3 protein-coding genes are annotated in these 3,153 nt (G+C 63.1%); all 3 read left to right on the plus strand.

Annotation, left to right across the window (positions count from 1 at the left end; translation table 11 throughout):
• The coding region (locus ADN01_RS19710) for a hypothetical protein (RefSeq protein WP_160318438.1) at positions 1–195 on the plus strand (195 nt) is incomplete at its 5' end.
• A 1-nt stretch (position 196) separates the two neighbouring features.
• The gene (locus ADN01_RS19365; RefSeq protein WP_152974027.1) at positions 197–1,054 is read left to right on the plus strand and encodes a M23 family metallopeptidase; all 858 of its coding nucleotides are present in this window, start codon (positions 197–199) and stop codon (positions 1,052–1,054) included.
• A 123-nt stretch (positions 1,055–1,177) separates the two neighbouring features.
• Positions 1,178–3,088, plus strand: coding sequence for a TolB-like translocation protein (locus tag ADN01_RS14615; protein ID WP_062418036.1), 1,911 nt, complete (start codon positions 1,178–1,180; stop codon positions 3,086–3,088).
• Positions 3,089–3,153 lie beyond the last annotated feature (65 nt).

The following is a 3,153-nucleotide window of genomic DNA, read 5'->3' on the forward strand; positions in this document are numbered from 1 at the left end:
ATCTTCACCCCCAGCGGGCAAGAAGTGGCCGCTGCCAGCATCGTCGAGGCCATGACCTACCGCATGACCTTCACCATGCACCTGCGCAGCGTGCCGCCCAGCGGGGTCTACCGCCTGCACGTGAACGTGACCTACCCCGAAATCGGTGAAGTGGCCCAGGCTGAGGCAGATTTTGAGACTCACGGAGAGGGTTAGCGTGTCTGGGCCTCTCTGCACCGCCGCCCGCATCCTGACCCTGGGAATGATCCTGGCGTTCCTGGCCGCCTGTTCGTCTGCCGTGCCCGCTGCCGCCCCCACGCCGCCCCCGACCCCCAGCCCTTCTCACACCCCTGCACCCACCCTCACGCCCAGCCCGCCGCCCACGCCGACCCCCACCATCACCCCCACCCCGGCTCCGGCGGTTTGTTCTCCGTTAGACACCTTTGCCATCCCGCAGCTCACCGAGATCGTCTCGAACCCCTTCAACCCGCCCGACCCCGGCCTCGATTTTCCGCATCACGGCGCGGATTATTCCTTCTACCGTTACGGCTCGCGCGTGGGCATGCTGGGTCTGCCCGTCCACGCCGCCTTGGCCGGTCAGGTGGCAGGCATCTCTGAAAACCGCATGCCCTTCGGCAACATGATCCTCATCGAAACCCCGCTGAACACCCTACCCGCAGACCTGGTGGCCCGGCTGCTTCTGCCCACCGCCCAACCCACCCTGCCCTACACCAGCCCCCTCACCTGCCCGCCCCTCGACCCGCCCCTCAGCTACTCGCCCGATCAGCGTTCTCTGTACCTGCTCTACGCCCACCTGCAAGATCCGCCGGAAGTTCAGCTCGGTCAGGCAGTGACCTGCGGTCAGCCCATTAACCATGTGGGCAACACCGGCAATTCCATCAACGAGCATCTCCATTTGGAAGTTCGCGTGGGGCCTTCCGGCGTCCGCTTCGGCAGCATGGCCCATTACGACGCCTCCGCATCCCCACAGGAACAGGCCACCTACTGCACCTGGCGCATCAGCGGCCTGTTTCAGATGATCGACCCTCAGCGCCTGTTTGCATCACAAAATTGAAAGCCGTTCCGTGATCGGCACAAGGCTTGCAGCGGCCTTAAATCATGCTACAATCACCCTAGTTTGCCCAACCGGATGCAGCCGCTTTCAACGCATAATGCAGGTAGAAGAAGCCAGTAAATAATGAAGAATCGACCGCCTTTCCTATCCAGGGTCTTCACCCCCACTTTGATCGTGCTGGTGGTGCTCAACCTGGGATTGTTATTTCTGATCGGTTGGCCGGCTCTCACCCACGGCGCACTCCCCGGGCTGCCCTTTGGCTCCGCGCCAACCGCCAGCCTGCCGGCAGCGGAGAACAGCCCTAGCCCGGCTCCTGACCTCGCTCCCGGAACCCCCACACCGCCCCCCGCCTATATCCCCGTCGCCTCAGATGCCGAAGGTGTGCGTCAACACGGCCTGCTGCTGTTTTCCATGAGCGACGGCGAATATCAGCACCTCTTCGTCTACCACCCCCTATATTTCCCCCTCACCCGCCTCAGCGCACCCGAATGGGACGAAGCCGACCCGGCTCTCAGCCCCGACGGCACCCGCCTGGCCTACCGCTCGCGCCGCAACGGCTACTGGAACCTGTATATCCTCGACCTGACCACCGGCAGCCTCACCCAGATCACCGACACACCCCAATACGACGGAGCGCCCACCTGGTCTCCGGACAGCCAATGGCTGGCTTACGAAAGCTATATGGACGACAACCTGGAGATCCTGGTGCAGTCGGTCGTGGACCTCTCCCAGACCCCCATCCGCCTCACCGAAGATCCCGGACTGGATGAGCACCCGGTATGGTCCCCCCAGGGGCGCGAAATTGCTTTTGTCTCCACCCGCAGCGGCGAAGAAGAAATCTGGCTGGCGCGCCTGGATCAAACCGACAACCGTTTCCACAACCTCAGTCAAGACAGCGCCGCGCGCAACGACAGCCCGGCCTGGTCCGCGGACGGTAAATACCTGTCCTTCGCCTCCGAAAGAGAAGGCGCCAGCACCCTCTACCTGTGGAACAGCCAACAGCCCGAACTGCGCCCCTGGCCGGTGGGGCCTGGGAACCACCCGGTGTGGAGCCCCAACGGGGACGTATTGGCCACGGAACTGCGCTCCCCCAACAAAACCGGCATCCAGGCCTATAACCTCACCGACCGCAGCCTGATCTTTCCTATCTACCAGCTTCCCGGTTACCTGGAAGGTCTTGAATGGAAGAAAGGCCCCCTGGTAGATTGGGTGCTCGGCCAAACTTTCCCCCCCGAAGCGCGCCAACTGGCCGCCCCTCTGTGGAATCCGTCCTTGTCGGTCAACCCCATGCCCCCCAACGGGCGCTTTGGCATTGTCCCCGTGCCGGACATCACCGCCCCCTACGCCTACCTGCACGACGCCGTGGACGAATCCTACAATCAGCTGCGCGCGCTGGTGGCCCGCAAAGCCGGTTGGGATTTTCTGGCTAACCTGGAAAACGCCTATTACCCCCTCACCGAGCCGCTCTCACCCAACATGAACGAAGATTGGCTCATGACGGGCCGCGGTGTGGCGCTGAATTCGCTGCCCCTCACCGCCGGTTGGATGGCGATCGTGCGCGAAGATTACAACGGCCAGACCTACTGGCGCCTGTACATTAAAGCCCGCTACCAGGACGGCTCACAGGGCATGCCCCTCACCCAGGCTCCCTGGGATATCACCGCTCGCTACACCGGCGACACCCGCTCCTATGAGGCCGGGGGCCGCCCTGCGCGACCACCCGCCGGATATTGGGTAGATTTCACCGAGCTGGCCGCTCGTATGGCCTGGGAGCGGCAGCCTTCGCTGAATGACTGGCGCACCTATCTGCCCTCCACCCGCTTTAACCTGTACGTCCTCACCGGCGGCCTGGATTGGTACACCGCCATGCGCGAGGTCTACCCGCCCGAAGCTCTGGTCACCGTCACCTACCGCCCCACCTTCACCCGCACCGTGACTCTGACCCCAAAAAACTTCGAGCTGTGGACACTAACTCCCTCCTACACGCCCACGCTGACCCCCACTCTGCACCCCACCTGGACGCCGTCTCCTTAAACAGACATCAATATGGGTAAGTTCTCTGTACGCACACGTTGGCTTGGCTTTGTTTGGCTGTTGGG

This window comes from Levilinea saccharolytica, from assembly GCF_001306035.1.
GTDB classification, from domain to species: domain Bacteria; phylum Chloroflexota; class Anaerolineae; order Anaerolineales; family Anaerolineaceae; genus Levilinea; species Levilinea saccharolytica.